Genomic DNA, 23,849 nt, shown 5'->3' with positions numbered 1-23,849 from the left:
CTCAGTTCGTCTTGCCGGCGGCATCCCGTTCGGCAAAGACGTCCTTCGCGGCGAACATGCCGTTCAACGCGGCCGGGAAACCGGCATACACCGCCATCTGCATCATGATCTCGACGATCTCCGGGCGGGTGCAACCGACGTTCAGCGCGGCATGGATGTGGATCTTGAGTTGCGGTTGGGCGTTGCCCATGGCGGCCAGTGCCGAGACCGTCACGATCTCGCGGGTGCGGTTGTCGAGTCCGGGGTGGGCATAGACGTCGCCATAGGCGAATTCGACGATGTACCGGCCCAGATCCGGTGCGATGTCCTGCAGGGCGGTCATGACGCGTTCCGCCGCCGCCCCATCGACTTCCTGCAGCTTGGCCCAGCCGCGCCGGAAGCGGTCGTCGTCGCTGGCGGCATGACTGGCAGCACCGTTGGCCGGATCGTTGGCCGCATCCCCCGCCATGGGATCAGGCGCCCTGTTCGGCCAGGGCGGCTCGGGCGGCCGCCGCCTGACGGCGCACCTGCGCCGGGGCCGTGCCGCCCTCGATGTCCCGAGCCGCCATGCTGCCTTCCAGCGTCAGCACCGCGAACACCTCCTCGCCGATTTTCGCGGAGAAGCCCTGCAGGACGTCCAGAGGCAGATCGGCCAGATCGCAGCCGGCGTTCTGCGCGTGGCGCACCGCCCGACCGACGATCTCGTGCGCATCGCGGAAGGGCACGCCTTGACGCACCAGGTAATCGGCCAGATCGGTCGCCGTCGAGAACCCCTGACGGGCGGCGGCACGCATCCGGTCGCGGTTGGGCTGCAGGGCCGGGATCATGTCGGCGAAGGCGCGCAGGGAGCCGAGCAGCGTGTCGATGGCATCGAACAGCGGCTCCTTGTCTTCCTGATTGTCCTTGTTGTACGCCAACGGCTGCCCCTTCATCAGGGTGAGCAGGGCGAAGAGATCGCCGTAGACCCGGCCGGTCTTGCCGCGCACGAGTTCGGGGACGTCCGGGTTCTTCTTCTGCGGCATGATCGAACTGCCGGTACAGAACCGGTCGGGCAGGTCGATGAAGCCGAACTGCGCGGAGGTCCAGAGGATCAGTTCCTCGCTCATGCGCGAGAGGTGCATCATGGCGAGGGAGGCCGCCGACAGGAATTCGATCACGAAATCGCGATCGGAGACCGCGTCCAGGGAGTTGCGGCTCACGCCGTCGAAACCGAGCTGCTCGGCCACATAGGCCCGATCCAGCGGATAGGACGTCCCCGCCAACGCGGCCGAGCCCAGCGGCAGGACGTTCACCCGGCGGCGCACGTCGACCAGACGATCGGCATCCCGCGTCAGCATCTCGTACCAGGCCAGCAGATGGTGGCCGAAGCTGACGGGCTGGGCGACCTGCAGATGGGTGAAGCCGGGCATCACGGTATCGGCCTCGCGCTCGGCCAGATCCACCAGCCCGGAACGCAGGCGCGTCAGTTCCGCCAGGATGCGGTCGATCGCCCCACGCAGATGCAAGCGCACGTCTGTGGCCACCTGATCGTTGCGCGAGCGCCCCGTGTGCAGTTTCTTGCCGACATCGCCGATCCGGTCGATCAGCCGGGCCTCGATGTTCATGTGCACGTCTTCGTAGGCCACGACCCAGGCGAAATCGCCGCGTTCGATATCGAGCAGGATCGCGTTCAGACCCTGGACGATCTTGTCGCATTCCTCGGTCTTGAGCACGCCGACCTTCGCCAGCATCCGCGCATGGGCGATCGAACCGGCGATGTCTTCCCGGTACAGGCGCTGGTCGAAACCGATGGAGGCGGTGAAGGCTTCGACGAAGGCATCGGTCGGCTCGTCGAATCGGCCGCCCCACAATTTGACCAGGGGCAGGTCGGGGTTCTGGTCGGCGGTTTGCTCGTCGGGTCGGATCATGGCGTGCTTCTCGATGTGGTTCGCAGGATTGCGCTAGTATATCGCAGCCCGGTCATCGCTGGCCCGCTGTACCTGCCCGATGCGCGTGCCGGATCGGGCAACGACCGGCCGTCGTCCACCGGCGATCCGTACCAGGACAAGGAGACCGTCATGGCACCGCCCAACCCCCAGCAGGAACCCACACCCCGCTCCGCCGCGCTGCCCGCGTTCTGTACCCCGCACATCCTGTTGATCACGCTGCTGCTCGGCTTCTGTCTGGCACTGCTGCTCGCCATCGCACCGGGCGCCAGCGAGGACCGCTGGGTGCGCCTGGGCACCACCGCCTGGTTCACGACTTGGGTCGCACTGATCACCGTCAGCCTGCTGTGTGCGCTCCGTCGCCCCTTGAGCCGATTACGGCTGACCCCGCTGCTGCTGGGCGTGATGAGCACCCTGCTCGCGGTCACGGCGGCGGTCAGCCTGTTCGCCTACCAGTCGCTCACCGAATTGGGCTGGCAGGCCACCGAATCGCAAGCGGAGTTTCTGCTGCACAACCTGGCGATTGCCGCCGTGGTCGGCGCCGTCGGCATCTGGATCTTCTCGCTCCATCTGGCCAAGGCGCGCCAGCTCTCCGCCCAGACGAAGGCAGAACTGGATGCGCTGCATGCCCGCATCCGTCCGCATTTTCTGTTCAACAGTCTCAACACCGTGGCCGCCCTGATCGACACGGACCCGAAGGCGGCGGAAACCGCCGTGCTGAACCTCGCCTCGATTTTCCGCGCCGCCCTCAATGCCGCGGACACGGCGCTGCTTGCCGAGGAACTCGAGCTGGCACGCCGCTATCTGGTGCTGGAGCAATGGCGTCTGGGGTCAAGACTCTCCTTCGAGGAACACCTGCCTGCGGAAGACCTGCCCAAGATCCGGCTACCGGTACTGACCCTGCAACCGCTGCTGGAGAACGCGGTCCGGCACAGCGCCGAACGCAGCACCGCACCCTGTACCGTCCGTCTGGAGTGTCAGGTCAGCCCCCGGTCGGTCAGCATCGTGATCGACAATCCGCGGGTGGCGGGCGAGACGGCATCGAACGGCAACGGCATCTCCCAGGCCAATATCCAGGATCGCCTGGCCCTGATGTTCGGCGACGCGGCCAGCTTGCGGGCGGGGGTCGTGGACGACCGCTATCGGGTCAAGCTCGTGATTCCCCGACCGGACCGGCCGCAAGACACCCCGGAGAGACACGGATGAAAGTCCTGATCGTCGACGACGAACCCCTGGCGCGCGCGCGTCTGCGCCGTCTGTTGGACGCCCATCCGGACATCGTCGTGGTCGGGGAGGCGGGTCACGCGGCAGCAGCCGAGACGCTCCTTCAAACCCTCGATCCCGATCTCGTGTTTCTCGATATCGAAATGCCGGGGGAAACGGGCCTTGTCTGGGCCAGCCGGCTGCGAAATCGCCCGCTGCCCCCCGCGATCGTCTTCACGACCGCGCACCCCGAACACGCCCTGAACGCCTTCACGGCCGGGCCCGTCGACTATCTGCTCAAGCCCATCGAGGCGGACCGACTGGCCCAGGCGATCACCCGCGCCCGACAGCCGACCCGGGCGCAACAGGAACGGGAGCCCGGCCTCAGCATCCAGATCGGGCGTACGCAACGCGTCGTTCGCGCCAGTCAGGTCATCGCCATCCTGAGCGAAGACAAGTACACCCGGCTGATTCACACGGAGGGCGAGGCCTTGATCGACCCCAGTCTCAAGGAAATCGAAGCCCTGCTCGGGGACTACGTGTTGCGCATCCATCGGCATGCGCTGGTCAATCGCGCCCGTCTGACGGGCATCCACCGCGATGCGACCGGACGGCACTTCGCCGAGATCCGGGGCCTCGACACGGCGCTCGAGATCAGCCGGCGCGCCTTGCCGCTCGTGCGCCAGGCCCTGGGCACACAGACTCAGGAATAGGGCGACGCCCTGAGCCTGTCTGCTCGCCGGCCCTGAGCGCGCCGGCCCTGAGCGCGCTGTCCATGAGCGCGCCGGGTCAGGCCGGAGGATTGAGCCAGTCTATCGACGCCGGCGCCGCATCGTCCTCCCGCAAGGCTCGATTGATGAATTCGAGCACCGGCGCCATGGCGATGTCGAACTGCCAAGGCGGATTGATGACGAGCAATCCCGAACCCGTCAGGCGGTTGCCGGGCTCGTCCCGGATGATCGAGTTCTCGATTGTCAGCACCGGCTTGGGCGTCAGTCGCGCAATGCGGCGCAACCAGCGATCCAGATAGGCCCGCTGCTTGATGGGATACCACAGGGCGAACACCCCGGTCGCGAATCGCTGCAGCCCCGCCTCGATGGCCAGCACGATATCCTCGCGCTCGCTGGCCTGTTCGTACGGCGGGTCGATCAGAATGATGCCGCGCCGCTCGATCGGCGGCAGATCGGATTTCAGCGCCGCCAGTCCATTGTCGCAGCGCGTCGTCCGCCGCCGTGGCGCAAGACCATCTTCGGGAACGGCCAGACCGGAGAGATTCCGTTCCAGCTCCCGCGCTACCTTCGGCACCATCTCGACACCGACGAACCGATCCTGGGCGCGCAAGGTCGACACCGCCAGCGCGGGCGACCCGGGGTAATGCCGGCGACCGAAGCCATCCACGAGACCCAGATAACGACGAATCAGCGCCGGCACGGCCGCGTCGGCGTTCTCGCTGGCCGCGCGCAGGCGCCCGATCCCTCCCTCGGCCTCGTCACCACGCCGCGCCTCGCTCGCTTCCAGGTCGTACAGGCCCGCGCCGGCGTGGGTGTCCAGCACCAGAAATCCCGCGTCCTTCTGCTCCATCAACGCGATCAGCTGCAGGAGGGCCAGATGCTTGAGCACGTCGGCATGGTTGCCGGCATGAAAATGATGTTGGTAATTCATGGGAAAATTTTCACGGTAACGAAGAAAGGCGATTCACAACCGTCGTCTGCAGACGCCTCATGCATGCATGATACGTCCCTCACCCCGGAAAACCGACCCCGGCCTGCTCCGGAGCCTCTCCCGGGCCACATTAGCCGCTCCGCACGGGGGGGCGACGGCAACCCTGTCCACGCGGGCGCTCGGCGCCCCGATCTCAGGGCCGCGCCCGACATACCGACCGGTTCATTCGGGGCGGGAATCCGGGAACACGCTGTATTAAATGGAAATTGATCTCATGTGCATTATCGACATGCCGGGCTTTCGCGGGTAGGCTGATGCTTGGCAGGTGACAGAATGAGGTCGGCCACCCATACTGTGGAAAGCCGATGCGGAACATCTGGATAGATGCCGCGTCGAACAGAACGCCATCGAGTCGACAACGAAGACCACAGAGGAGGGGGCGTGGATCTTGAAACGCAAGACGCAGTTTGTGTCGGAATCATTTCCGATACGCATGGCGTAATAGAAAACGCCATTCTCGCGGTCATGGAGCAGTGTGATGTCATCGTCCATGCCGGCGACATCCTCGACCCTGACATCCTGCGTCGCGTCACGCCCCGTTCCGGTCACGTCATCGCCGTCCGCGGCAACAACGACACGCCGGAACAATGGCCGAGCGGTACGGCTCACCTGCTGAACACCCTGCCCGAAATCGCCCAGCTCAAACTGCCGGGCGGACTACTGGTCGTCGAACATGGCCACCGGGTCACACCTGCCCACGTCCGTCACGAAAAACTCCGCGCCCGACATCCGGAGGCGCGCGCCATCGTCTATGGCCATACGCACCAACGCTGCATTGACACCAGCGCGCCGACCTGGGTCCTGAACCCCGGCGCTGCGGGGCGTGTCCGCGCCTACGGCGGCGCGGGCTGCCTGCTGCTGCATGCGACCCCGCAGGAATGGCGCATCGAAACTCGGACGCTTCCGACCGCCCACGCCGATTCGGCATAATTGCCCGCTGTTCCGTTCAACACCACCGGAGAACACTGCGCGCATGGCCAGAATCTTAGGCGTCGGAATCGCCACCCTGGATATCATCAACGAAGTCGACAACTACCCGCCGGAAGACAGCGAGGTACGGGCGCTGGCGCAACACCGACGCACCGGCGGCAACGTCGTCAATATGCTCACCGTACTGAGCCAGTTCGACCATCAGGCCCATTTTGCCGGCGTACTCACCGAAGACGCCGACGGTCGATTGATTCAGGAAAAGCTCGAACGACAGGGCATCGATCTCAGTCACGCCGAACGCCTGGGCTACGGTCATGCACCCACGTCCTACATCACGCTCAATCGGGCCACGGGCTCCCGCAGCATCGTCCACTACCGCGACCTGCCGGAGTACACCGTCAGCCCCTTCTTCAAAATCGACCTGGCGCCCTTCGACTGGCTGCACTTCGAAGGGCGAAACTGCATGGACACGGCCGCCATGCTTGCCTGGGCCAAAAAGCTGCATCCGGGAAAGCCGATCTCGCTGGAAATCGAAAAGGAACGCCCCTTTCTCGAGCAGCTGTTTCCCTTTCCCGATGTCGTCTTCTTTTCCCGGGCCTTCGCCCAAGGGCGGGGATTTTCCGATCCGGAAGCCTTCTTGGCCGAGGTGGCGAGCTGGGTACCGCAGGCGGTAGTGGTCCTCGGCTGGGGTGCCGAAGGGGCCTATCTGCGCGACCCGGCAGCGGATGGGGTATGCCAGCACATTCCCAGTCGGCCGGTGGCGTCGGTGGTGGATAGCGTCGGCGCCGGCGACACGCTGATCGCCGGCGTGATCCATGCCCGGCTGTCGGCGCACAACTGGCCCGAAGCGGTCACCTTCGGTGCACGACTGGCGGAACGGAAAATCGCGCAATCCGGCTTCGAGGATCTGGCACGCACCGAGGCGGAAACCGAAGCACCGCTTTGCCGACTTGACGACCTCGGGCCTGCTGACGCCTTGGGCGTTCGCCCCATCCAGGGCATTCCCAGTATCGTGATCGTACGGACCGACAACCGCATCCAGGCCTTTGCCAACGTCTGTCCGCACAATGGCTCCCCGCTGTCCCGCAACGCACGTCGCGGCTATCTTGTCGAAAGGAACGCCGGCCGTGTCTTGCGCTGCGACGTGCACAATGCCCATTTCGACCCGCAGAGCGGCCTGTGCACAAAAGGCCCCTGCGCAGGCCATCCCCTGCAACCGGTGGCCATTCGCATCGCCCAGGACCGGATCTATCTGGATGGTGACGTCACCGCGCCGCAGATCATGAATGGCCCGGTGTCATCCAGTTGAAATATTCATTGCACACATTCTTAGCTATCCTTACATTGTCAGGAACGTATGTGCATTCCGACATCACAGCTCGAAAAAAGGACCTTTCATATGCTGTCGCCATGTGACTTCAACTCGATCGCCGCGCCATGCCCCCCGCATGTTGACGCACCCCCAATCGCCTGAGCAGCTGCCGCCCCATGCTGCCTGTCATGACCGACTATGCCGATGCCTGGCTGTGGATTGACCTTGAGGAACAAGGTCAGATCCGCGCGCATCAGGTCATCACCCAGACGGGCAAGCTGCACGATCTGCCGCTGATTCTGGACGCATTGGGACATCTTGACGCCTGGTCCGACGATCACGGACGCCACGGGCCGACCGAAGGAACCCGAGGCTGGGTCTGGCGCGTTCGGTGGCTTGCGTTGACGCATCTTGGCCGCTGGGCCTCGCCCCATACGCCTCAGGCACGACTGCTGCACGTTTCCGCCTACCCCCGCCTGTCCGAAGACGCCATTGGCTGGCTCGATCGCCTGCCCGATTTCGTCATTGGTCGCGACGAACAACAGGCAACGGTATTTCTCAACAAGGCTGCCAATGACGCCCGGGATGAGTCCCTCATCGCGCAACTGACCCGACAAGTGCCCGCTTTCTCCGACACGGCCGACGCGCCGATGGAGCTCTCGGTGCAGGATCGCACGGGGAAAACCCGCATTTTCCAGCGCCAGACGATCCAGGCACCGCCCTCGGCAGCCCTGCATGACTTCATCCTGGCGCACGAAATCACGGCCATGAAGGCATTGGAACACGCACTCAGCGACAACGAACGCCTGATGCGGACCCTGATCGACGCCACGCCGGATTTCATCGTCATCAAGGATGCCGATAGCCGCTGGCTGCTGGCCAACGAATCGGCCCTGGATCTCTGCCATCTGCAGGACATCGCCTGGTGGGGCAAGACCGACGACGAGCTGGCCGCCATGACACACCCCATGTACCGGGCCACCTTCGCCCGCTACAGCGCAACCGATCTGCGCGCCTGGGAAACCGGCCGGCTGGTCCGGACCATGGATACGCTGCCGCTGCCCGGCGGGCGCACCCGTGTCTTCGATACCCTGAAGCTGCCGTTGTTCGAAATTGATGGCCGGCGCAAGGTACTGGTCATCATCGGTCGGGACGTGACCGAGCGCCAGGAAGCTCAGGCACGCTACCAGAACCTGGCCAGCCAGGACGAACTGACCGGACTCCTGAATCGTCGCTGCTTCCAACTGGAAGCGCAACGCTGGATCGACGAACTCAAGCGCGAGAAATCCAGCCAGAAGCTGGCACTCGTCATGTTCGATCTCGACTACTTCCGTTCGGTGAACGACAGTTATGGTCATGCCCGGGGAGACCGTCTGCTCCAGGAAATGGCTCATCGCCTTCAGCATGAGTGCACCTCGGACCAAATCCTGATTGCGCGGATGGGCGGGGATGAGTTCGCCCTGCTGCTGCCGGCGGATAACGCGCCGACCAGCCTGGATGCCCTGGGGGCGCGAATCAAGGAAATCACGGCCCGGCCCTTCGTGATCGACGGCGTCAGCATATTTACCTCGGCCAGCACGGGCATCGTACTCTGGCCCGACCACGGTCAGGCCATTCATGAAATGCTGCACCAGGCCGACTCCGCCATGTACGAAGCCAAAGAACTGGGGCGCAACAGCCATGCCGTCTTCTCGCCGCACATCGCCGAATTGCAGAATTGGCGCTCCGACCTCCTGACCGCCCTGCGCTCGGGGCTGACGGAAAATCGATTCCGTCTTGTTTATCAGGTTCAACAAAACGCCAACAGCCTCGCGATTACAGGCGTGGAGGCCTTGCTACGCTGGTCCCCGCCCCGTCCCGATCTGGCTGCACGGCCGGACCAATTCGTGCCGCTGCTCGAACAATCCGGGCTCATCATCGAAGTCGGCGGCTGGGTACTGCATGAGGCATGCCGTCAGGCCGCCGCCTGGCGAGACCAACTGGGCGAACGCATCAGCGTGGCCGTCAATATTTCCAGCGTCCAGTTGCACGCCCCCTGCTTTGTGGACCGGATACGCAGTGCCCTTGGCGAATCGAACATCAACCCCGACCTGCTTGAGCTCGAACTGACCGAGTCCTCGCTCGTCATCGAACCCGCCAAGGCGGCGGCCACCCTCGCCGAAGTGAAGGCCCTGGGCGTGCAGCTCGCCCTTGACGACTTCGGTACCGGCTACTCCTCCCTAAGTTATCTCACGCGCTTCTCCTTCGATCGGCTCAAGATCGATCAGGGCTTCGTGCGCGATATCTTCGACGATCCGAAGGACTTGGAAATCGTCAAGGCCATCATCGCGATGGGCCATGCACTGGGTCTCGAGGTCGTGGCAGAAGGGGTCGAAACAGTGGACGAGCGAGACCTGCTCGAAGGACTTGGCTGCGACTCGTTCCAAGGCTATCTAGTCGGCCGCCCAGGCAAACCGGAAGAAATATCCTCCATGCTGGGCGTGGGGTTGCTATGATCTCTCCAGATATCCGAATTTGAGGGAGTCGCCTCGCCATGTCTCGCGCCATTCGTATCCGTACCGCCATCGAAACCCATCTGGCCCCGAGCCACCTCGATCTCCAGAACGAATCCCACATGCACGCCGGTGACCGAACGGAATCCCACTTTCGCCTTGTCGTGGTCAGCGAACGCTTTGCCGGGGCAGGCCTGCTGGCTCGCCATCGTCTGGTCCAGGATCTATTGCAACAGGAGCGGGATGCTGGCCTACATGCCCTAGCCCTGCATACCTATACCCCGGAAGAATGGCGCGTGAAGGGTGAAGCGGCCCCGGCGTCGCCGGCCTGCGCCGGGCACAACGCCTGAAGCCAGGGACCGTGTATGTGGCATTGGCTCAAACAGGTGTTCTCCGGTTCGCTGCCGCCCGCTGAGGGCGGACGCCCGATCCATGCCAAGAAAGATCACCGAGCTCAAAGAGGCCTGCGCCTGCCCCCTCACGACCCGCGCAACGCTCAAAGCTTCGAACCCAGCGAAGCCGCCCTGGAGTCCCACTTCCCCGACCCGGAGGCGGTCTCCTCACTCTTCTATGAAAAACTGTTGAACGCCTCGCCATCGCAAAAAGGTGTGAGCCAGACTCTGACCGCGCCGGAAGTCGCCTGGCTGAAGCAGCGCACGGATGATCTGAAGGAAACGCCGACCCGGCTGACAAACTACGTGCCGCGGCTACCCAACATTCTTCCCAAGCTGATGACGGCACTGAAGAATCCAGCCACGCCGATCCGGACGCTGACCGAATTGATTGAATCCGATCCGACCATAGCCACCCAGGTACTCCGGCTGATCAACAGCCCCGCCATGCGGATCCGGCACGACAATGTCACCTCCATCGAGCAGGCCGTGATGCTTCTGGGTTTTTCCGGCATGCGGGAAGTGGTTGCCGCAGCCATGTTCAGCCCGATTGCCGTATCCAAGCCCGTTAGCGGCATCAACCCACTGCTCATTCACGACATCTGGCCGGTCAGCCTTCGCGCCGCCAATGCATTGCGCCTGGCGCTGCGACACAAGCCCCGCCCCGGTGAGGAGAGCACCTTACCCGCGATCGATGAAAACCTGGGATTCGACCTTTATCTGTCCGTACTGCTCGAACACACGGGGCTGTTTGCTCTGCTCCATCAGGGCACCCTCAACGGCCCCTTCCTCAGCCCAGCCTTCCTCAAACGCTTCCGCGCCCTGATCCCGACCTACAGCGCCCGCATCGCCCAAGCATGGGGATTGCCTGAAAACACCATTCGCCTGATCTGCAGCCCCTCACCGGATCTGGATCGACTCCGGCGGGAAGCCCGCTACTTTTCCCTGGCCTGCGCCCTGAACCGGCGCGGCTACCTCGATCAGGCGCAGATCCTGCACCTGACGCGCGCCCTTCCGCCCTACACCGAAGAGTGGTATGACCTCTGCGTTGGCACGCACGAAGAAAACTGACGCACCGACACCAGCGCTCTGGCTTTGCATGCCGGGCCCGTTTGCACTATGGTCCATGGCCGCCCCCTATCGACCCGAACCCCAATCAGACACAAGAGAGGAACTGTCTGCATGTCTTTACGTATTTGGATGCTGGCACCGATCTGCCTGAGCACACCCCTGATCTCCACTCAAGCCCTGGCGGCCGATAACACCCCAACACCGGTCTGGACCTCGTCCGCCGAACTGGGTGCGGCGGTGGCGACCGGAAACAGCCAGAGCACGAATCTGAATGCCAAGCTGAAAATCAAATACCACGACGAACCCTGGACCAACAAGCTTCGGCTGGAAACCCTGCGGGCCAGCGAGAACGGGAACGCCACGGCGAACCGGGTTCTGGGCAGTTTCGAAAGCAACTACTCCCTGGACAAGCGGAACTACGTGTTCGGCGCCACGCGCGCCATCCGCGACACCTTTTCCGGTTACGACTATCAGGTCAATGCCGCAACCGGCCTGGGACATCGTTTCTGGATGTCCGACGCGGGCAGCTTCACGCTTGAAGTCGGCCCCGGCTTCCGGCGCGCCAAGCTCACTACGGGCGAAACGAGCAACGATCTGATCGGTCGCGTCAACGGTGATCTGGAATATCGTTTTTCCCAAATGGGCAAATTCGAACAGGAACTGACCGTGCTTGCCGGCCGCAACAACACTGAAATCGAGTCCGTCTCCTCGCTCAGCGCCTCGATGACCAAGAAGCTGGCGATGAAGCTCTCCTACACCGTGCAGCACAATACCCAGGTGCCTGCGAACACCCGACATACCGACACGTTCACCTCGGTCAATCTGGTCTATCAGTTCGAATGATCATTGCGTTGCGGCGAGGTGTGACTGCGAACCCGCCTCGGTCTGAATGATCAACCAACCCGGGAACGCCATCCCGGCATGCCGGGCATCAGGGGCGAACGACCTTCACGACGTCGGTCACCTGCTTGACCCGCCGCATCACGCGCGCTAGGTGTACCCGATTGCTCACGCGCAAGGTCACGGTGATGATGGTGAGATTGACGTCCCGATCATCGAAGCGGACGTCATCGATATCGGCCCCCGTTTCGGCCACCGATGCCGCAATGCGGGCCAGGCCACCCCGCACGTTCTTGGCGTGAATCACGATCTGCGCCTGATACTCGCCCGTGGGCTCGCTGGCCCAATTCACGGCCAGCCAGCGCTCGGGGTGCGCGCCGACATCGGCCGCATTGGAGCAATCCCGGCGATGGACCACAATCCCGCGACCGGTACTGAGGAACCCGACCACGCCATCGCCCGGAATCGGATGGCAGCATTTGGCGAAATCCACCACCAATCCTTCCGTTCCACTGATGATGATGGGGGAGTTGGCGGCATTGATGGTGGCCGCCCGCGCGGGCCCCTCGGTATCTACCGGCTCCGTCGTACCGTCCAGCAGGAGCAGGCGGGCGACCAGAGGCGCCATGCGATTGCCCAGACCGATGTCGCGCAACAGATCCGATAGCCCCTCGTAGTGATACTCCGCCAGCAGCTGATTCAAGCGATCGGTCTGCACGTCCTCGAACTCGACGGACTCCACGCTCAATGCCTTCGTCAGCAATCGATGCCCCAGCTTGATCGCCTCGGCATCCTGCAGGTTCTTGAGATAGCTTCGGATATTCGCCCGGGCCTTCGCCGTCACGACGAAGGAGAGCCAGTTCGGGTTGGGTTCCGCCCCCGAGGCCGTGATGATTTCCACGGTCTGACCGTTCTCGACGGGTGTGGACAACGGGGCGAATCGTCGATCGATCTTGCAGGAAACGCAGGTATTGCCCACGTCGGTGTGAATGGCATAAGCGAAATCCACGGCGGTCGCCCGTCGCGGCAGTTCGATGATCTCGCCCATCGGCGTGAACACATACACCTCGTCCGGGAACAGGTCGACCTTGACCGACTCCAGGAACTCCTGCGGATTCCCGGCCTTCTGCTGGATTTCCAGCAGATCGCGCAGCCATTCGCGGGCGCGCGCCTGGGTCACGGTTCCCTGGTCGTGGTTCGCCTTGTAGAGCCAGTGCGCGGCGATGCCGCTTTCGGCGAACTGGTGCATCTCGGCGGTCCGGATCTGGACTTCCAGCGGAATCCCATGCGGACCGAACAGGATGGTGTGCAGCGACTGATAGCCGTTCGCCTTGGGAATGGCGATGTAGTCCTTGAACCGACCCGGCAGGGGCTTGTAGAGATTGTGCACGATGCCGAGGGCACGGTAGCACTCGTCCACGCTACCCACGACGATACGCACCGCAAACACATCGAATACGTCCTTGAAGGAGAGATGCTTCTGCGCCATCTTGCGGTAGATGGAATAGGGTCGTTTCTCCCGGGCATCGATGGAGGCGCGCAGGCGCTCGTCGGCAAAGCGCTGGATGAAGCGCTCCTCGATGCCCGCAACGACTTCCTTGCGGTTCCCGCGCGCCTTGCGCACGGCTTCGGTCAATACCCGATAACGCGCCGGATAGAGTGCGGCGAACCCCATGTCCTCCAGCTCATGCCGCAGAGCATTCAACCCGAGTCGGCTCGCGATCGGCGTATAGATGTCGAGCGTTTCCCGGGCAATCCGCCGGCGCTTGTCCGGACGCATCACACCCAGGGTACGCATGTTGTGCAGGCGGTCGGCGAGTTTGATGAGGATGACGCGCACATCCTCGACCATCGCCATCATCATCTTGCGGAAGTTGGCGGCCTGGGCCTCCGCCTTGGACTTGAAACGGATCTGGGTCAGCTTGGAAACGCCGTCAACCAGTCGGGCCACTTCCTCGCCGAAGTGCTGCACGATTTCCTCGCGGGCCACGGCCGTATCCTCGATGACGTCGTGCAGAATCGCCGCCACCAGGGTCGCCTCGTCCATGTGCAGACCGGCCAGGATTTCCGCCACGGCCACGGGATGACTGATGTAGGGCTCACCGCTCTTGCGGGCCTGGCCCACATGGGCATTGGCGCCAAAAACAAAGGCATCCTTGATGTGCTGGATGCCTTCGGGATCGATGTACTGCGCCAGACGTTCGGCAAGCGGCGCAAAAAACACTTCTACTTCAGCGGCCGGCGCGCCGAAATTGGACGCGCCGGAAATCGGCGATTTCGCGCTCGCCTCAGACACTTAACCCTCGTCGCTGCTAACCGGTGTACGGCGAACGGCACCTTCGCTCTCGTCGGCGAACTGAGCCAATTCAGCGCGAATTTCGGCTTCGGAGATCTGCGAACGCAGGACGACCATGTTGGCCTGAATCTCGTTGATCTGCGCCTCGTCGATCTTGCCTTCGCCGATCTCGCGCAGGGCGATGACCACAGGTTTTTCCTTGCCCATCGGGACCAGCGGCTCTGCGCCCTGCTCAATCTGCCGGGCACGTCGCGCCGCCATCAAAACCAACTCAAAGCGGTTGGGAACTTTCGCCAGACAATCTTCTACGGTGACACGCGCCATGATGATCTCTACCCAGAAATGTGAAACTGACCGGACAGTTTAAGGGTTTTCGGGGGTATTCAGCAAATTTTCCAGGCGATTCCGCTCGGCCTCGATTTGTCTGGCCATGCGCAGACGGCTGCCCGTGAAAATACAGCCCAGCTGTTCCAGAGCAACGGAGAAATCCTCGTTGATAATCAGATAGTCGTAGTGCGGATGCTGACGCATTTCCAGCGTCGCCTCGGCCAACCGGCGCGCGATCACATCCGCCGCATCCTGACCGCGCCCGAACAGCCGCTCGCGCAGCGCCTCGCGACTCGGTGGCAGGATGAACACGGAAATCACGTCTGGAAACTGCGCCCGTACCTGTTCCGCACCCTGCCAGTCGATTTCCAGGATCAGATCGCGACCGCTCGCCAGTACGGCCGAAATCGCCGCTTTCGACGTCCCGTAGTAGTTATCGAACACCCGGGCATGCTCGACGAACGCCCCTGCGGCAATCATGGCCTCGAACGTCGCTACGTCCACGAAATGGTAATGCACGCCGTTCTCTTCCCCGGGACGCATGGGCCGGGTGGTGTGCGACACCGACAATCCAATCTCCGGCATGCGCGCGCGCAATGCCTTGATCAGGCTCGTCTTACCGGCTCCGGATGGTGCCGAAACCACATACAATTGCCCCCGAATCACGCTACTCTCCTTTCTCCGCCGCCATGGCCCGTCGGCTACGACGACGATTCCAATACCAAAAAACCGCGGTCGCGATCACCACGACTGCAGCCCCGATGTAGAACACGTAGTGCCCCCAGTGATTGATCCGGTTGAGCACCTGTTCGGCCGCCTGACCGAACGCCCAGCCCAGGCCGACGAACAGACTCGCCCAGATAGCGGCCCCCAGTGCATTGTAGACGGCGAATTTCCAGGGGCAGAGCCCGCTATGGCCGATCAGGACCGGCCCAGCCACGCGCAGCCCATACATGAATCGGATCATGACGACGACCGGCGCATGGTACTTGTGGATCCACGCATCAACCCGAGGTTTCTGCCGGCCCCATGCCGGCAGGCGCAGAAGGATGGCATCCCCTTTCCAGCGACCCAACCAGAAAAAGATCTGATCGCCCAACCAGCCGAAAAACATCGCAACCAACAGGACGTCCGGCAAGCCGAGCCAACCCTGATGCGCCGCAAGACCCGCCAGCACGAGCACCGTTTCGCCCTCGAGCAGACAACCGATCGCAAGCACGATCAATCCGTACTGGGTCAACAACGGAGCGATATCAAATCCAAACACAATTGCTCCTTAACAGGCGATGGCCGGACACGTGCAGCCCCACACCCCCGTGTTCCCGATGAGATGGTTCTCGGCTTCCCGGGCCTGACCACGGAAACAGCCGGGGATGCACTTAACCGCCCGTGACGCGACTCACGCCGTTCGGCGCGGTAATCACCTGAACCCGCTGTCCCGGCGCAAAGCGCTGATTGTCCACCGCCTGGACGATCGAAACGATTCGGCCATTGTCGAGACGGACGGTGATCTCCACGCCATTCTGTTGCGTGGCCCCCTCCTCGATGGCCGAACCGGCCACGCCACCGGCGATTGCACCGCCGACCGTGGCCAGATCCTTGCCCCGACCCCCACCGACCGTACTGCCGAGCAGACCACCAACGATGGCCCCGCCGATGGCGCCAAGTGGCGACTTCGTTCCCTCGATGCGCACGCCGCGCACGCTTTCCACCGTGCCGTACTGCACATTCTGCATCTGCATGGACGAGCCGCGGCTGTAGGTATCGCTGCTCATACTGCTGGCGCAACCGCCCAGCAGAACGGTCAAGCCACTCAAGATCATCACAGAAATCACGCGCAACATAAGACTACCCTCCGGTGGATTCACTCAGGATGCGCAGTATACGAGAACATCCCCCCAAAACGATGCGCGCCCAACCGTGGACTATCGATCGGGAAGGTCCCGCGCGCCTGCCGATCTCGGGCGGCAGGGTTTTGAAAAATGAGACAAAGTGCTAGATTGCACCCCCATGTATCACTTCGGTCACCCGACTACCCCACAGGTTCCCCATGCTTGAGTTATTGCTGTCCCCCGAGGCATGGATCGCGTTTGCCACACTGACGGCCCTGGAAATCGTCCTGGGTATCGACAACATCATCGTGATCGCGATCCTGGTGTCCAAGCTGCCCGAACACCAGCGCCACGCCGGTCGATTGTTGGGCTTGGGGCTCGCGATGGTGACGCGTATCGCACTACTGTTCTCGCTGCTCTGGCTGATGGGGCTGACAGAACCCTGGCTGCACATCGGCACACTGGCCTTTTCCGGACGGGATCTCATCCTCCTGGCAGGCGGCCTGTTCCTGGTTTACAAGGCCGTGACCGAAATGCACGACACGATGGAGTCGGGGGGGCTCACGGCACCGCCCAAAGCCAAGGACGCCGCCAAGACAGCGCTCTGGAGCGTCATTCTGCAGATCGCACTCATCGACATCGTGTTCTCGCTGGATTCGGTGATCACGGCGATCGGTCTCGTTAAGGATATCGAGATCATGGTCGCCGCCATCGTCGTGGCAGTGGTGGTGATGATGCTGGCCGCAAAATCGATCAGCGAGTTCGTGGAAAAACACCCGACGGTCAAGATGCTCGCCTTGGCCTTCCTGATTCTGATCGGGGTATTCCTGATCGTCGAATCCTTCGGCATCCATGTGTCCAAGGGCTACATCTACTTCGCCATGGCCTTCTCGCTCGTTATCGAGATGCTGAACATGCGCCTGCGAAAGAAGCGGGCACAGCTGACGGCCGACATCACCGAATGATGAGCGGTACCGTCGTTCAGTCCCGGTAATCGATGATCAGCGGGGCGTGATCGGAGAATTTCTGATCCCGGTAGACCCGCGCGGACTGCACCCGATCCTTCATGTCCGGCGTGATGATCTGATAATCGATCCGCCAGCCGACGTTGTTTTCCCAGGCATTCGCCCGATTCGACCACCAGGTGTACACCGCCTCGTCCGGCGCCACGACCCGATGCGCATCGACGTAACCGAGTTCGCCGAACACCCGATCGAGCCAGGCACGTTCGTGCGGCAGGAAACCCGAATTCTTCTGATTGCTGCGCCAGTTCTTCAGATCCAGTTCCCGATGGGCGATGTTCCAATCACCGCACAGGATGAAGGGTTGCTCATGGGATTCCCGATAGGCCGCCATGATCGGCAGATAGGCTTCAAGAAAACGATCCTTCGACGCCTGGCGATGGTCGCCCGCGGAACCGGAAGGCAGGTAGAGGGACGCCACCACGAGGTCCGGGTACTCGAAGGCGCAATAGCGGCCTTCCTGATCGAACTCCGGCAGCCCCAGTTCGGTGATGATTCGCGTCGGCGGGCGCCGAGCGAAGATCGCCACCCCGCTGTATCCCTTGCGTTCGGCGGATACATACTGGCAAACGTATCCGGGTGGATTGAATTCGGGGTCGGTCAACTGATCGGATTGTGCCTTGGTTTCCTGAATGCAGACGAAATCGGCATCCTGTGTTGCCAGCCAGTCGAAAAACCCTTTCCGCGCAGCGGATCGAATCCCGTTGGCGTTGAATGAAATGACCCGCATCCCGACTCCCCCGTGCCTGCCTCATGCTTGAAGAATCGGGAGTGTAGCGCAACCTGTCCCGCACAGGCGCCCGGACGACAGGCAAAAAAAAGCCCCGGATCATTCGGGGCAATGGTTCATCCTTGAGGAGCCACTGTTTGAGATCGGTAGCTTTGGTAAAAGTTCACCTAGCCACGAGAAATTCCTGACCAAAATTGAAAAAAGGGCAGCCCTCCCTGGAAGACCGCCCGGTAAAGCCATTCGGCACCGTCGCACCCACCGAAGCGGGGGCACGGTTTGGGCATCAATCGCCCAGCTGGACAGCCAAGAAGAGCGGCTGACCATCCCGCAGCAAGCGAATCGCAATCGGCCGGTTTTTCGGTGCTGCATCCAGCGCCTTGCGCAGATCTCCCGTGGATTTCATCGGCTGCCGATTCACCTCGAGCAGGATGTCGCCCGGTGCCAGCACCGAGGCGAACGGCGAATCGTTCTTGATCGCGTCGACCTTCACGCCGTATTTGATGTTCAGCTGCTGCAAATCGTCCGACGTCAGCGAGGAGACCTTCAGACCCATTTTCTCGATGGCCGCCTGCGTTCCGGCCGCCGCTTCCATGTCCTGCTTGTCCAGCTTCTCGATGACCACCGTCATCTCGTGCTCCTTGCCGTCCCGCAGGACGGTCAGGGAGGCCGGTTTACCGATGGGCGCCATACCCACCATGATGGGCAATTCGCCCGAATGCTTGATCACCTTGCCGTTGAACTTCGTGATGATGTCGCCGGACTTCAGCCCCGCCTTCGCGGCCGGCGTATTCGGTTCGACTTGCGCCACCAGCGCACCGCGCGTATCGCTCAGACCGAACGACTTGGCCAGATCATTGGTCACCGGCTGAATCAAGACGCCCAGATAACCCCGGGTCACCTTGCCGGTGGCCTTGAGCTGATCGACCACGTTCATCGCGACATTGATCGGGATGGCGAAGGAAATCCCCATGTAGCCGCCGGACTTGGTGTAGATCTGCGAATTGATGCCGATCACCTTGCCGTTGGCGTCGATCAACGGACCGCCCGAGTTGCCCGGGTTCACCGGTGCGTCGGTCTGGATGAACGGCACATAACTTTCGTCCGGCAGATCCCGGCCAATGGCGGAAACGATCCCGTGGGTCGCCGTATGGTCGAGCCCGAACGGCTCGCCGATGGCCAGCACCCATTCGCCGACCTGAATCTTGTCCGAGTTACCGATCTGTGCCACCGGCAGATTCTTCGCATCGATCTTGATCAGAGCGATATCGGTCCGCTTGTCCTGGCCGATCACTTTCGCCGGATACTCCTGCTGATCGCTGAGCTTGACGGTGATCTTGTCCGCGCCCGCCACCACGTGCGCGTTGGTCAGGATGTAGCCATCGGCCGAGATGATGAAGCCGGAACCCAGGGAGCGAATGGGTTCACGTTGCTGCTGTTGCGGCATCTGCTGGAAGAAGTGGCGGAACATGTCCCCGGCAGGGCCGGGCGGGAAAATCGGTTCGTTACCGCTATCGAAGGCCGGCTGCGCCTTGGGCTTCGAAATCGTGCTGATGTTCACCACCCAGGGACTCGACTGCTTGACCAATTGAACGTAGTCCGGCATCACGGTATCGGCGAAGCCGGGCACGGGCGCCAATAGCGTCAGCGGCAGAGCCAACGCGGCGGCAACCGCCAGATGACGGCCACGAATCTGAACGGTATTTCGGATCGACTGTGTCAAGTTCTTGGTTCGCATACGCTACCCCTTTGGTTCTCATGGATCATTCACATTCTGACAAGCGCAACGGACGGTGGGCGCTCAAACCGCACCAGAATGCCTGCTCAGCAACACGTTGCATGATGTTTGTGACGCCGCGCGCGGAAATTAGTTCAGTGCATGAAGGAATCCGAGGTGGGATTATCCGGCATGGCCGCTCCTCGCCCCGCCGTAGGGAAACTCAGGCGGACAACAGCATATCGACCGCGGCACGGACATCCTGTGCCTGCCGCGCTCCCGGCGGCAGGCGGGCCGTATCTCCGGCACGATATTTCCCCGTCTCGACAAGAATGCCCTGTATCCCTTGTGCCACCGCGCCCTGAATGTCGCTGACCACATCATCCCCGATCATCGTGACACGCTCCGCCGGCATCCCGAGCCGCGCCAGGGCTTCCCGGAAAAATTCGGCGCCCGGCTTGCCCAGAGAGATGGCCTGAATGCCTGCGGCAAATGTCAGCAGCTGTACGAAAGGTCCGGCATCAAGGGAGAGACCGTCATGCTCCTTGAAATATCGGCTGTCGGAAAGGGAGATGAGCGGTGCGCCGGCCATCACCGCGCGAAACGCCATATTGAGATGGCGATAACTGAAGTCGTCGCCGGCATCGCCGATGACGACCACGTCCGGCTGCTGATCCGCCTCGGCAGGCGGTGTGTCCATGAAATCTGCCCGCAACCCCTGATGAATGAGGAAATAGGGATGGCGCGCATGATCGCGCAACCAGGCACTGGCCAGTGAAGCCGGGGTCAGCAGGTGGGTAGCCGGCACATGGATACCGGCATGGGCGAGATCTTGCCACAACGCCGCATGACTGCGGCGGGTCGTATTGGTCAACAGCAGGAACGGCACGCCAACTTCGTGCAGGCGGGCGAGCGTTTCCAGCGCGCCGGGCAGCGGACGATCGCCATCCATCAGGACGCCGCCGATGTCGAAGAGAATGGCCTGATCGGACATGCTTTCCTCCTTGGGACTCGCCGGAGCCCCCTAAGAACCGGCTATCGGACGCGTCTCCTGGTAACGAACGCCGAGCGCATCCAGACGACGCCGCAACTGACTCATGGCCTGAACGACCGGCGTGGCGGCACCCTTGAGCCCCAATTCGATCAGAAGTCGTCCGTCGACGCGGCCGGGCAGACTGAACAGCTTGAGCCCGGGATAATTCTGGCACAGTTCGTCCATCACCTCGATCAATGCGCTTTCAGCGACATCCACTGCCCAAAGCGACTGCTCGAGATAGTCCCGACGCTCCAGGTGCGCCAACGGACCGGCCAGCACCCAATCGAGCATCGGGTGCGCCATGTTCGGAAATCCGGGCATGAAGAAATGCCCCGCCAGCGAGAATCCCGCCACGCGATTGACCGGATTGGGGATCAGATCGGCATCGGCCGGCAACTCCGCCATCCGCACACGATGCGGATAGGCGCGTTCGCCAAACTCTGCCTCGATGAGCCGCAGCGCCTCCGGATGTGTCACCAGAGGACGGTCGAAGGCTGCCGCCGCGCACGCGCGGGTCAGATCGTCCGGCGTCGCTCCGATACCGCCAAAGCAGAATACGATCTCGTCGGCCTCGCGACTTGCGCGCAGCACGGCCTCGATGCGCGGGGCATCGTCGCCGATCATCTGCACCCAGCCGGGCAATCTCCCCAGCGGCGCAAGGCGAGCAATCACCGCAGGCAGATGCTGATCGCTGCGTCGCCCCGACAGGATTTCATCCCCGATGATCAGCACGCCGATGGTGACGTCCCCGCTGGCCGAGGCAACAGTGGTCATTGTGCTGCGCCGAGCTTGAGTGCGCGCGCCTGGCTGATCCCCCGTTCGTGCTGGTCGGCTAGGGCGTCGAAGCCGCTGTGCTCGACCCATCCCTGTGTGTGCCGATGAATCAGACGGGCCAGGGCATCGAGATGATCGTCCCGGGCGTTCAGTGCCGGGATGTAGTGATAGGTCTCGCCGCCGGCCTCCGTGAAGTACCCGCGGTTCTCCTGGCCGATTTCCTCGATGGTTTCCAGACAATCGGCGGAAAATCCGGGGCAGATGACGGCGACATGCTTGATGCCCTGTTCAGGCAGGGATTTCAGGGTCTCGTCGGTATACGGCTTGATCCACTCCTCGCGACCGAACCGGGACTGGAACGTCACCATCCACTGATCATCCGCCAGCCCGAGCCGCTCAGCGAGCAGTCGCCCGGTCACATGACACTCGCAGTGATAGGGGTCGCCGGACATCAGATAGCGCTGGGGCACGCCATGGAAGCTCATGATCAGCTTTTGGGGTTGACCGTGCTCGGCCACGTGCTCACGCACGCTCGCCGCCAAGGCATCCAGATACCCGGTATCGCGATGATAGTGATTGACCAACCGCAGTTCCGGCATCCAGCGCCAGGTCTTGAGCGCGTCGAAGACCGCATCGAAGCTGGATGCCGTCGTGGCAGCCGCGTACTGGGGATACAGGGGCAGAACAAGCACGCGCCGCGCGCCGGCATCCCGCAGTTCCGCCAGCGCCTGCGCGACCGACGGATTGCCGTACCGCATGCCGACCGCCACGGAAACCGGTCCCGCCATCTGGGCGGACAGTCGATCCTGCAGGCCTTTCTGCTGTTCCCGGGAGATGGTCAGCAGGGGCGAGCCCGGCCCGAAATGATCCCAGACCGCGCGGTAGGCGGCTGCCGACTTGGCCGGACGGGTATTCAGTATGATGAGATTGAGAATCGGCCACCACTTCCATTTCGGCAACTCGATCACCCGGGGGTCCGAAAGAAACTGCTTCAGATAACGTCGAAGCGCCGGTGTGCTAGGCTCGTCCGGGGTCCCCAGATTGAGCAGAAGCACCCCCAGACGCTCCGCGCTGCCATGACGATAGTCCGCCTCGCCTTGATATTGCATGCATGAATCCTTTAAATCGCGAATTGAAGAGTAGGGCGGGCAACCATGACGCATGGCGATCCCCACCGTTGCCACGTATGATTGAAGGTAGTTTACGCGCAAAATCCGCGCCACATGCATCAGGAGAGTTCCCATGACGAGTTCCACCCCACGCCATTGTCGTTTATTGATCCTGGGATCCGGCCCGGCCGGCTATGCGGCCGCCGTGTACGCGGCCCGTGCCAACCTGAGCCCGGTCCTGATCACCGGCATGGAGATGGGCGGCCAGCTGACCACAACCACGGAAATCGAGAACTGGCCGGGCGACGCCAATGATCTGACGGGGCCGGAGTTGATGGAACGCATGAAAGCGCATGCCGAGAAGTTCGACACGGAAATCATCTTCGATCACATTCAGTCGACCGACCTGAACCAGCGCCCCTTCACCCTGCATGGCGACTCGGGCACTTATACCTGCGATGCACTGATCATTGCCACCGGCGCCAGTGCCCGCTATCTGGGCCTGGAATCCGAAGAGAAATTCAAGGGCAAGGGCGTCTCGGCCTGCGCCACCTGCGATGGGTTCTTCTATCGCAACCAGGAAGTGGCGGTGGTCGGCGGCGGCAACACGGCCGTGGAAGAAGCGCTCTACCTGTCCAACATCGCATCCAAGGTCCATGTCGTCCATCGCCGGGACAAATTCAAGGCGGAAAACATTCTGATCGACCGACTGATGAAGAAAGTCGGCGAAGGCAGGGTGGTCCTGCACTGGGACTCCGTCGTCGAGGAAGTGCTGGGCGACCAGTCGGGTGTCACCGGTTTGCGCATCAAGCACGCAAAGAACGGTCACCTGACAGACATCCCGCTCACCGGCGTATTCATTGCCATCGGTCACTCGCCGAACACCCAGATATTCCAGGGTCAGCTGGAACTGACCGGAGACTATATCCAGGTCAAGAGCGGTACGCATGGCAATGCCACGGCCACCTCCATCCCCGGCGTCTTCGCGGCGGGTGACGTCATGGATCACGTCTACCGTCAGGCAATCACCTCAGCGGGCACGGGCTGCATGGCGGCGCTGGATGCCAAGAACTATCTCGAGGCTCTGGAACTCGGCGCCTGAGGACGGCACCGTCGATCGTCGCGACGGGCAAAATGATGGGG

Annotated in this window: 23 protein-coding genes; 10 read left to right on the top strand and 13 right to left on the bottom strand. The window is 62.4% G+C overall.

From position 1 onward, the window contains the following. Position 1: 1 nt before the first annotated feature. Together A9404_RS09245 and argH are read right to left on the bottom strand one after the other, a co-directional pair. Entirely contained in the window at positions 2–448 is a 447-nt protein-coding gene (locus A9404_RS09245) for a carboxymuconolactone decarboxylase family protein (protein WP_066100626.1), read from the bottom strand. A 4-nt stretch (positions 449–452) separates the two neighbouring features. Beyond that, positions 453–1,886 carry an argininosuccinate lyase gene (argH, locus tag A9404_RS09240; RefSeq protein WP_066100624.1) on the bottom strand — a complete coding sequence of 478 codons (1,434 nt, stop codon included), beginning with the start codon at positions 1,884–1,886 and terminating at the stop codon, positions 453–455. Between the two features lie 3 nt (positions 1,887–1,889). Here argH and A9404_RS09235 point away from each other — a divergent pair, with 3 nt between their 5' ends. After that, positions 1,890–3,110, top strand: a complete 1,221-nt coding sequence (locus tag A9404_RS09235) for a sensor histidine kinase (RefSeq protein ID WP_156521298.1) — start codon at positions 1,890–1,892, stop codon at positions 3,108–3,110. Then, positions 3,107–3,820 (top strand): LytR/AlgR family response regulator transcription factor, encoded by a 714-nt coding sequence (locus tag A9404_RS09230; protein ID WP_066100621.1) that lies wholly within the window; start codon positions 3,107–3,109, stop codon positions 3,818–3,820. The genes A9404_RS09235 and A9404_RS09230 overlap by 4 nt, the downstream gene beginning before the upstream one ends. Positions 3,821–3,896: 76 nt before the next feature. On the opposite strand, the gene A9404_RS09225 is transcribed toward A9404_RS09230, so the two are convergent. Beyond that, a complete protein-coding gene (locus A9404_RS09225) occupies positions 3,897–4,769 on the bottom strand; it encodes a 23S rRNA (adenine(2030)-N(6))-methyltransferase RlmJ (RefSeq protein WP_066100618.1) in 873 nt (290 codons plus the stop codon). Between the two features lie 441 nt (positions 4,770–5,210). Between A9404_RS09225 and A9404_RS09220 the strand changes: the two genes are divergently transcribed. The 6 genes from A9404_RS09220 to A9404_RS09195 all read left to right on the top strand — a co-directional run bounded on the left by A9404_RS09220 (position 5,211) and on the right by A9404_RS09195 (position 11,869). Further along, on the top strand, positions 5,211–5,759 hold the full coding sequence (locus tag A9404_RS09220) for a metallophosphoesterase family protein (protein WP_066100615.1): 549 nt from the start codon (positions 5,211–5,213) through the stop codon (positions 5,757–5,759). Positions 5,760–5,802: 43 nt separating this feature from the next. Next, entirely contained in the window at positions 5,803–7,068 is a 1,266-nt protein-coding gene (locus tag A9404_RS09215; RefSeq protein WP_066100612.1) for a PfkB family carbohydrate kinase, read from the top strand. A gap of 179 nt (positions 7,069–7,247) precedes the next feature. Then, positions 7,248–9,566 carry a putative bifunctional diguanylate cyclase/phosphodiesterase gene (locus A9404_RS09210; protein WP_066100609.1) on the top strand — a complete coding sequence of 773 codons (2,319 nt, stop codon included), beginning with the start codon at positions 7,248–7,250 and terminating at the stop codon, positions 9,564–9,566. A gap of 38 nt (positions 9,567–9,604) precedes the next feature. After that, the gene (locus A9404_RS09205) at positions 9,605–9,913 is read left to right on the top strand and encodes a BolA family protein (protein ID WP_066100605.1); all 309 of its coding nucleotides are present in this window, start codon (positions 9,605–9,607) and stop codon (positions 9,911–9,913) included. A 15-nt stretch (positions 9,914–9,928) separates the two neighbouring features. Continuing rightward, positions 9,929–11,026 (top strand): HDOD domain-containing protein, encoded by a 1,098-nt coding sequence (locus tag A9404_RS09200; RefSeq protein WP_066100602.1) that lies wholly within the window; start codon positions 9,929–9,931, stop codon positions 11,024–11,026. A gap of 111 nt (positions 11,027–11,137) precedes the next feature. Further along, complete coding sequence (locus A9404_RS09195; protein ID WP_197490329.1) at positions 11,138–11,869, top strand: DUF481 domain-containing protein; 732 nt, start codon at positions 11,138–11,140, stop codon at positions 11,867–11,869. An 88-nt stretch (positions 11,870–11,957) separates the two neighbouring features. On the opposite strand, the gene A9404_RS09190 is transcribed toward A9404_RS09195, so the two are convergent. From A9404_RS09190 to A9404_RS09170, 5 genes are all read right to left on the bottom strand, one after another. Then, entirely contained in the window at positions 11,958–14,162 is a 2,205-nt protein-coding gene (locus A9404_RS09190) for a RelA/SpoT family protein (protein WP_066100595.1), read from the bottom strand. Next, the gene (rpoZ, locus tag A9404_RS13700; RefSeq protein WP_066100592.1) at positions 14,163–14,486 is read right to left on the bottom strand and encodes a DNA-directed RNA polymerase subunit omega; all 324 of its coding nucleotides are present in this window, start codon (positions 14,484–14,486) and stop codon (positions 14,163–14,165) included. 39 nt (positions 14,487–14,525) lie between these two features. After that, positions 14,526–15,155: a guanylate kinase gene (gene gmk / locus A9404_RS09180; protein WP_066100589.1), complete on the bottom strand. Its 630-nt coding sequence runs from the start codon at positions 15,153–15,155 to the stop codon at positions 14,526–14,528. A gap of 1 nt (position 15,156) precedes the next feature. Continuing rightward, the gene (locus tag A9404_RS09175) at positions 15,157–15,756 is read right to left on the bottom strand and encodes a DedA family protein (RefSeq protein ID WP_197490328.1); all 600 of its coding nucleotides are present in this window, start codon (positions 15,754–15,756) and stop codon (positions 15,157–15,159) included. A 112-nt stretch (positions 15,757–15,868) separates the two neighbouring features. Continuing rightward, the gene (locus A9404_RS09170) at positions 15,869–16,306 is read right to left on the bottom strand and encodes an outer membrane lipoprotein (protein ID WP_231880891.1); all 438 of its coding nucleotides are present in this window, start codon (positions 16,304–16,306) and stop codon (positions 15,869–15,871) included. A gap of 233 nt (positions 16,307–16,539) precedes the next feature. Between A9404_RS09170 and A9404_RS09165 the strand changes: the two genes are divergently transcribed. Next, on the top strand, positions 16,540–17,286 hold the full coding sequence (locus A9404_RS09165; RefSeq protein WP_066100582.1) for a TerC family protein: 747 nt from the start codon (positions 16,540–16,542) through the stop codon (positions 17,284–17,286). Positions 17,287–17,302: 16 nt separating this feature from the next. Here the strand turns inward: A9404_RS09165 and A9404_RS09160 are convergent, their stop codons facing one another. The 5 genes from A9404_RS09160 to hemH all read right to left on the bottom strand — a co-directional run bounded on the left by A9404_RS09160 (position 17,303) and on the right by hemH (position 22,706). Further along, the gene (locus A9404_RS09160; protein WP_066100579.1) at positions 17,303–18,073 is read right to left on the bottom strand and encodes an exodeoxyribonuclease III; all 771 of its coding nucleotides are present in this window, start codon (positions 18,071–18,073) and stop codon (positions 17,303–17,305) included. A gap of 283 nt (positions 18,074–18,356) precedes the next feature. Further along, positions 18,357–19,808, bottom strand: a complete 1,452-nt coding sequence (locus tag A9404_RS09155; protein ID WP_082922865.1) for a DegQ family serine endoprotease — start codon at positions 19,806–19,808, stop codon at positions 18,357–18,359. Positions 19,809–20,010: 202 nt separating this feature from the next. Further along, positions 20,011–20,781, bottom strand: coding sequence for a TIGR01458 family HAD-type hydrolase (locus A9404_RS09150; protein ID WP_066100576.1), 771 nt, complete (start codon positions 20,779–20,781; stop codon positions 20,011–20,013). Positions 20,782–20,811: 30 nt separating this feature from the next. Next, positions 20,812–21,597: a competence/damage-inducible protein A gene (locus A9404_RS09145; protein ID WP_066100573.1), complete on the bottom strand. Its 786-nt coding sequence runs from the start codon at positions 21,595–21,597 to the stop codon at positions 20,812–20,814. Beyond that, positions 21,594–22,706: a ferrochelatase gene (hemH, locus tag A9404_RS09140; RefSeq protein WP_066100571.1), complete on the bottom strand. Its 1,113-nt coding sequence runs from the start codon at positions 22,704–22,706 to the stop codon at positions 21,594–21,596. Before hemH ends, A9404_RS09145 begins: the two co-directional genes overlap by 4 nt. 133 nt (positions 22,707–22,839) lie before the next feature. Between hemH and trxB the strand changes: the two genes are divergently transcribed. Then, positions 22,840–23,808: a thioredoxin-disulfide reductase gene (trxB, locus tag A9404_RS09135; RefSeq protein WP_066100568.1), complete on the top strand. Its 969-nt coding sequence runs from the start codon at positions 22,840–22,842 to the stop codon at positions 23,806–23,808. Positions 23,809–23,849 lie beyond the last annotated feature (41 nt).

It is taken from the genome of Halothiobacillus diazotrophicus, assembly GCF_001663815.1.
Lineage (GTDB): Bacteria > Pseudomonadota > Gammaproteobacteria > Halothiobacillales > Halothiobacillaceae > Halothiobacillus > Halothiobacillus diazotrophicus.
Note: the sequence above shows the minus strand (reverse complement) of the source record. Positions and strands in the feature narration are given on the sequence as shown.